Annotated in this window: 6 protein-coding genes; 2 read left to right on the top strand and 4 right to left on the bottom strand. The window is 71.5% G+C overall.

What is annotated here, in order from left to right; genetic code table 11:
- Window positions 1–46 precede the first annotated feature (46 nt).
- Entirely contained in the window at window positions 47–553 is a 507-nt protein-coding gene (locus tag ACFVGS_RS08935) for an SRPBCC family protein (protein WP_384408155.1), read from the bottom strand.
- A gap of 229 nt (window positions 554–782) precedes the next feature.
- Window positions 783–938: a hydrophobic protein gene (locus ACFVGS_RS08930; protein ID WP_384408153.1), complete on the bottom strand. Its 156-nt coding sequence runs from the start codon at window positions 936–938 to the stop codon at window positions 783–785.
- Between the two features lie 158 nt (window positions 939–1,096).
- Here ACFVGS_RS08930 and ACFVGS_RS08925 point away from each other — a divergent pair, with 158 nt between their 5' ends.
- A complete protein-coding gene (locus tag ACFVGS_RS08925; protein WP_385691780.1) occupies window positions 1,097–2,281 on the top strand; it encodes a zinc-dependent alcohol dehydrogenase in 1,185 nt (394 codons plus the stop codon).
- A 112-nt stretch (window positions 2,282–2,393) separates the two neighbouring features.
- On the opposite strand, the gene ACFVGS_RS08920 is transcribed toward ACFVGS_RS08925, so the two are convergent.
- Window positions 2,394–3,407 carry a DNA topoisomerase IB gene (locus ACFVGS_RS08920; protein WP_384408149.1) on the bottom strand — a complete coding sequence of 338 codons (1,014 nt, stop codon included), beginning with the start codon at window positions 3,405–3,407 and terminating at the stop codon, window positions 2,394–2,396.
- Window positions 3,408–3,633: 226 nt separating this feature from the next.
- On the opposite strand from ACFVGS_RS08920, the gene ACFVGS_RS08915 reads away from it, so the two are divergent.
- Entirely contained in the window at window positions 3,634–5,001 is a 1,368-nt protein-coding gene (locus ACFVGS_RS08915; RefSeq protein WP_385691777.1) for an MFS transporter, read from the top strand.
- A 115-nt stretch (window positions 5,002–5,116) separates the two neighbouring features.
- Here the strand turns inward: ACFVGS_RS08915 and ACFVGS_RS08910 are convergent, their stop codons facing one another.
- Window positions 5,117–6,889, bottom strand: coding sequence for a VanW family protein (locus ACFVGS_RS08910; RefSeq protein WP_385691774.1), 1,773 nt, complete (start codon window positions 6,887–6,889; stop codon window positions 5,117–5,119).
- Window positions 6,890–6,977: the final 88 nt, after the last annotated feature.

Raw genomic sequence — 6,977 nt, 5'->3', positions numbered from 1 at the left:
GGGGGGGGGGCGGGGGGCGGGCGCCCCCCCCCCCCCCACGGCCGGCTCAGCTGAACCGCGTGTCGTCGGTGTCCATCGGGTCGGGGGTCATGTCGCCGGACGGTGCGATGCGGCCGCGCCATCCGCCGCTCTCCTGCCCGCGCTCCTCCATGTACCCCTTGAAGCGCTTCAGGTCGCCCTTGACGCGCCGGTCGAGGATGCCGAGGGCCGCCCCCGCCTTCTCGGTGACCCCCTGTGTGTCGACGTCCATGGCCAGGCTCACACGGGTGTGCGTCTCGTCGAGGGGCTGGAACGTGACGACTCCGCGCTGGTCGGTCTCACCGCCCACCGTGCGCCAGGCGATCCGTTCGTCCGGCAGCTGGTCCGCGATCTCGGTGTCGAACTCCCGCTTGACGCCACCGATGCTGGTGCGCCAGTGACAGTGACGGTCGTCGAGCTGCCTGACCTCCTCCACGCCCTCCATGAAGCGCGGGAACTCCTCGAACTGGGTCCACTGGTTGTAGACGCTGCGCACGGGCGAGTCCACGTCGATGGACTGCTTCACCATGGTCACGGTGTCCTCCCTGGTTCTCCTCGTCGATGGTCGGCTTCATCCGGCCGCCTACCCGGACAAGTACTGATAAACCCCTGCAATCCTGACGAAGACCGGCATCAGTACTCGCCTCGCGGGACCGCCTTCCAGACCCGTCTTCCGCGCCCGCCGCCGGGACACGCCCGTCGCGCCTCGGTGAGGCGCGACGGATGCGGTCGTTCCCGGCGGTCGGATTGCCCGTGTCCTCGGTTCACCAGCGGTACCAGCGCGCGCTCCCGCTGCGCATGAAGAACCCCAGCACCCACAGGACGAGTACGGCGATCGCGACGTACCACAGAGCTTCGACGGCGAAGCCCGTGCCGAAGAGCACGAGGATCAGAAGCAGGACGAGTAGCAGCGGAAGCATGACGGACCTCCTCGGTCCACGTGATCCGGACAGCTGCCGGGATCGTCAGGTGCCGGGATCGTCAGACGCCCGTGCGACTACCCGGCTCCGGCGGACGTAATCGGGCCCGGGCCGGGTACCCGCCGCTCACAGCCTCGCGACCAGTGGAAGGCGCCGCCATGAAAGCCGTGACCTGGCAGGGCAGACGGAACGTGTCCGTGGAATCGGTGCCGGATCCCGCGATCCAGGATCCGACCGACGTCATCGTGAAGATCAGTACGACCGGCCTGTGCGGTTCGGACCTGCACCTGTACGAGGTGCTCGGTCCCTTCCTCGACGCCGGCGACGTGCTCGGGCACGAGCCGATGGGCGTGGTGGAGGAGGTGGGGGCCGAGGTGCGGAACCTGCGTCCCGGCACACGGGTCGTGGTCCCGTTCAACATCTCGTGCGGCACGTGCGCGATGTGCGCCGTCGGCCTGCAGTCCCAGTGCGAGACCACCCAGGTGCACGAGTACGGCTCCGGCGCGGCGCTCTTCGGATACACGAAGCTCTACGGTCAGGTGCCGGGCGGGCAGGCCGAGTACCTGCGCGTGCCGTTCGGCGACCAGTTGCCGGTGGTCGTCCCCGAGGGGCCTCCGGACGACCGCTTCGTCTACCTCTCGGACGTCCTGCCGACGGCCTGGCAGGCCGTCGCCTACGCGGACGTCCCGCGGGGCGGCTCCGTCGCCGTCCTGGGGCTCGGGCCCATCGGGGACATGGCCGCCCGGATCGCCGCGCACCGGGGAGCCGGCACCGTCATCGGCGTCGACCTGGTCCCCGAACGGCTCGCGCGCGCCGCGGCCCGCGGCGTCCTCACGCTGGACGTGTCCGCAGAGGGGGCCGACCTCGTGGACCGGATCCGCGACATGACCGACGGCCGGGGACCCGACGCCGTCGTCGACGCCGTCGGCATGGAGGCGCACGGAGCGCCCGTGGCGCACGGTCTGCACGGCATGACCGCGTTGCTGCCCGATGCGCTCGCCTCACGGATGATGCGACGCTTCGGGGTGGACCGGCTCTCCGCGCTCCATCTCGCGGTCGACCTCGTACGCCGTGGCGGCACGGTCTCGCTCGTCGGCGTGTACGGCGGCATGGCCGATCCGATGCCGCTGATGGCGATGTTCGACAAACAGCTGACCCTGCGCATGGGCCAGGCCAACGTGCGGCGCTGGGTGGACGACCTGATTCCCCTGCTCACGGACGACGATCCGCTGGGCGTCGACTCGTTCGCCACCCACAGACTCCCGCTGGACGCGGCTCCGGACGCCTACGAGATGTTCCAGAAGAAGCGCGACGGAGCGGTGAAGATCCTCTTCCAGCCCTGACGTGAAGATCCTCCTCGTCGTCCGCCTCATCCGTGCGGAGCTCGTTTCCGTGCGGGAGCTCGCGCGCGGGAGGTCTCACTCGCGCGGGAGGTCCGACTCGTGCGCGGAGGTCTCACTCGTGCAGGAGGTCGAGCACGGCGCGTTCGACGGCGCCCTGTGTCGCCGGATGACCGAACACGCCGTGCTCGCCGAGGCGTTCGAGCGCCGGGGCGACGGTCACGCCCGCGTCGTACCGCTCGATGACGCGGGGCGCGATGTACGAGCCACGGCAGACGGCCGCCGTGTTGCCCAGGTAGTCGCTGACCTCGCACACCGCGCGCCGTACCGCCTTCCGGCGCGCCGTCGCGGACTCGGCCCCCGCCTCCTCGGACACCGCGAGCGCGACGGCGGCGAGGACGGTCCCGTGCCAGGTGCGGAAGTCCTTGGCACTGATGTCGACGCCTGACCGGTCCCGCAGGTACGCGTTGAGGGCGTCGGCGTGGACGTCGTGCCAGGCCCCTCCCTGCCAGTACGCGAACAGCCGTGGGCTGTCCCCGCTCCGCCGCAGCAGGGACCGGACCACGCGGTAGACCGCCTCGTCGACCAGGGACCCCGTCACTTGCTGACCGGACTTCCCGGGATAGTCGAAGGACACTTCTCCGCGCGAGCAGTGGACCTGCGACCGCAGAAGGGTCGTCAGTCCGTAGGACTCGTTGTCGCGCTGGTAGCTGTCGCCGCCGATGCGGAAGAAGCCCAGGTCGAGCAGTCGGGCGGCGCAGGCCAGGACCCGTTCCTCGCACAACCCGCGGCGCGCGAGATCGCGCTTCACCGCCTGGCGCAGCCGGGGCAGGGCCGCGGCCACCGTCTGCACGTGCGCGTGCTTGGCCCGCTCCTGACGGGCACGGAACTCCTCGTGGTACAGGTACTGCCGACGCCCCGCCGCGTCCGTGCCGACGGCCTGGATATGGCCGTTCGGCCAGGGACAGATCCACACGTCGTTCCAGGCCGGCGGAATCGTGAGCGCCAGCACGCGGGCCTTCTCCTCCGGCCCGAGCGGTCGGCCCTGCGCGTCGAGGTAGCGGAACCCGCGGCCATGGCGCAGTCGTCGCCACCCTGGCCGCGCGGGATCACTGGTCCTCAGCCGCACTCCCTACGAGTGCCCTGGATCCACCGCACGACACGGCCCGAGCAAGCAGGGCACCGACACCGTCGTCGTGCCCCTCTCCACGGGTTCCGCTCGGCGTCTCATGGTGCCCCTGGGGATGCTGACGGCTTGAACTATGGTGTCCCACCACATACGCGGCTGACCTGCGCTTTCCTACGGTGTGGCGACACGAAGACCCGTCCCCGTCACCCGCTCGGAAGTGGTGCACATGGCCGCCGCAACACACGCTCCCACGCCTCCCGGATCCCTCAAGCGGATCGTCGCCGCCAGCCTCATCGGCACCACCATCGAGTGGTACGACTTCTTCCTCTACGGGTCGGCCGCCGCACTGGTGTTCAACAAGCTGTTCTTCCCCGAGTCCGACCCGCTCGTCGGGACGCTGCTCTCCTTCCTGACGTACGCCGTCGGGTTCGCCGCGCGGCCGCTGGGCGCGCTGGTGTTCGGGCACTACGGGGACCGGCTCGGGCGGAAGAAGCTGCTCGTGCTCAGTCTGCTGATGATGGGCGGGGCGACCTTCGCCATCGGTCTGCTGCCGACGCACGCCGCCGTGGGGTCCGCCGCGCCGGTGCTGCTGACCGTGCTGCGGCTGGTGCAGGGCTTCGCGCTCGGCGGGGAGTGGGGCGGGGCCGTGCTGCTCGTGTCCGAGCACGGGGACGCGAAGCGGCGCGGGTTCTGGGCCTCCTGGCCGCAGACCGGGGCGCCGGCCGGGCAGTTGCTCGCGACCGGTGTGCTGTCCGCGCTGACCGCGCTGCTCTCCGACGCCGCGTTCGCCACCTGGGGCTGGCGCGTCCCGTTCCTGCTGTCCGGCGTGCTGGTGATCGTCGGACTGTGGATCCGCCTCTCCGTGGACGAGTCGCCGGTCTTCAAGGCCGCGCTCGCCGCCGCCGAGCAGCGCAAGGCGGCCGCAGCGCAGGCCGAGAAGACGCCGCTGGTCGCCGTCCTCCGGCACCACTGGCGCGACGTGCTGATCGCCATGGGCGCCCGGATGGCCGAGAACATCTCGTACTACGTCATCACCGCCTTCATCCTCGTCTACGCCACCACCCAGGTCGGCCTCTCCAAGCAGACCGCCCTCAACGCCGTCCTCGTCGGTTCCGCCGTCCACTTCGCCGTCATCCCGCTGTGGGGCGCGCTCTCCGACCGGCTCGGGCGCCGGCCGGTGTATCTCGTCGGCGCGGTCGGCGTCGGGCTGTGGATGTTCCCCTTCTTCGCCCTCGTCGACCAGGGCTCCTTCGGCGGCCTGCTGCTCGCCGTCACCGTCGGACTGGTGCTCCACGGGGCCATGTACGCGCCCCAGGCCGCCTTCTTCTCCGAGATGTTCGCGACCCGGATGCGCTACTCCGGCGCCTCCATCGGCGCCCAGTTCTCCTCCGTCGCCGCCGGCGCGCCCGCCCCGCTGATCGCCGTGGCGCTGCTCGACGACTACGGCAGCTCGACGCCCGTCGCCCTGTACGTGATCGCCGCCGCGCTCCTCACGGTCGTCGCCGTGGCCTGCGCCCGGGAGACCCGCGATCGCGACCTGTCCGAGATCGCCGAGGACGCCCCCGGCGCCGACCGGGTGCGCGCCGGGGCCTGACACCGCCGGGCACGAACCGGACGGAGCGCGTACGCGAGAGGGCCCCTCTCCTCGGAGAGGGGCCCTCTGCGCGTCGGGAGCGGCGCGTCGGCGGTCCTGCGTCGGCGTTCGTGCGTCAGCGGTCCTGCGCCGGCGGCGCGTCCTTCTCGCAGATCACCTTGTCCCGCGGCGTGTAGTGCGTGGAGAACGTCTCCCGCCCGACCTCCGTGCCGCCGTTCTTGAAGACCCGGTCGACCTTGATGTCGAAGCCCTCCAGCGGCTCCTGCACCTCGCACTTCTCGCTGGCGTCCTTGCGTTCCTTCGGCTGCGTGACGTTCGTGCGCGGGCCCTCGACCGCCTCGACCGAGTCGTACTTCTTCGTGCCGAGGAAGCTGACCGTCACCGACGAGTCCGTCGAACTCGCCTTGATGTAGATCGGCTTGCCCGAGTCGTTGCGGAACTTCAGGTCCAGCGTGCCCCAGGCCACGGTCGCCTCACGGCCGGCCGGGTAGCGCTCGATGTAGAAGGAGTGCGCGCCGTACTCGATCGGCTTGACGCCGGCGAAGAACAGGGCGTTGAAGACCGTCGTGGCGACCGCCGAGACACCGCCGCCGGGTGCCTTCTGGTACTGCCCGTCCAAGATCATCGTGCCGTCGACGAAGCCGTTTGCCTCGGTGCGCTCGCCGACCGTGCGGTTGAAGCTCCACACCTCGCCCGGCTGCACCAGCGAGCCGTTGATCAGCTCGACCGCCCGGCCGATGTTGGTCGTGCGGTACGGCGCGGTCGGGAAGTTCACCGTGAAGCTCGACATCTGCTCGGTGATGCCGAGCGCGGCGAGGGAGTCCGCCGTCAGGTTCGGCCGGGTCACCGTGGTGGCGACGGGGGCGGTACGGGCCGCCGCGCCCTCCTTGGTGAGCAGCGGCTCCACCGCGCGGCCGAGGGCGTCGGCGGAGACGGAGCGGCCGGCCCGGCCGTCCTGTTCCACGACCACCTTGCCGTTTCGCACGCCGAGCCGGGCCTCGACCGGGCCGCCGGTGAACGTGTGCAGCGGGCGGGCCACGTCCGGGTCCCGTATCAGGGCCCTGGCGTCGAGGGCCGGGGTGAGCCGGCCGTCCCGCGCCGTGACGTCCAGGTGGTCGCCGAGCGTCGCCGCCGGGATAGAGAGCCGCTTGTCGCCCGCGGTGAGCGTGACAGGCCCCGACATGGCGGGGTCCGCGAAGTCCTTCACGAAGCGCGTGACCTCGGCCGAGGTGACCTTCGGCTGCGTCAGCGAGACCGGCAGGACCACGGGCGCGGCGCCGCCGGCGCCGGCGCCGGGGTAGGCGGCGCGCAGCGCCTCGACCGCCTTCTCGGTGTCCACCTTCAGCCCGACCCGGGCCTCGGTGACGACCGGCTTGCCGTCCTTGAAGGCCACCGCGCCCTCGCGGACCGCGCGGTCGTGCTGCTTCGCCGTGGCGGCGACGGCCGCCCGGGCCTTCGTGGCGTCGTAGGAGACGACGGGTTCGACGTCGCGGCTGCCCGGGGAGAACAGGCGGCCGATGACGGTGAAGGGGTCACGTGAGGGATCGGCCGCCCGGTCGGCGGTGGCGGCCACGTCGACCGTGAGCCCGGCGTCGGCCGGGTCGACGGCGGCCGTGTCGTCACCGACCGTGACCCGCACCGGGTCCTTCCAGGCGGCGGGGGCCGCGGAGGCGAGCCGGGCGGCGGCCTCGGCACGGCTCAGGCCGCCGATGTCGATGCCGTTCACGCGGGTGCCCTCGGAGATGTCGTCCCCGGTGGCGACGAGTCCCGCCACGTACAGTCCGCCGGCGACGGCCGCGACCGCACCGGTCGCGAGCGCCGCCTTGCGTATGTGACCGCGGCGCCCGTTCGGGCCCGCGGCGGCGTGGTCGGTCGTGGAGCGGCGCACACACCCTCCCGGGGCGGTGAGGAGTCAGGGGTATCCCTCGACGGTACGCGGAACCGGGGCAAAAGATCCATATGTTCCCATTTATTCC

It is taken from the genome of Streptomyces sp. NPDC127114 (assembly GCF_042677525.1).
In the GTDB taxonomy this organism is placed as follows: Bacteria; Actinomycetota; Actinomycetes; order Streptomycetales; family Streptomycetaceae; genus Streptomyces.
Note: the sequence above shows the minus strand (reverse complement) of the source record. Positions and strands in the feature narration are given on the sequence as shown.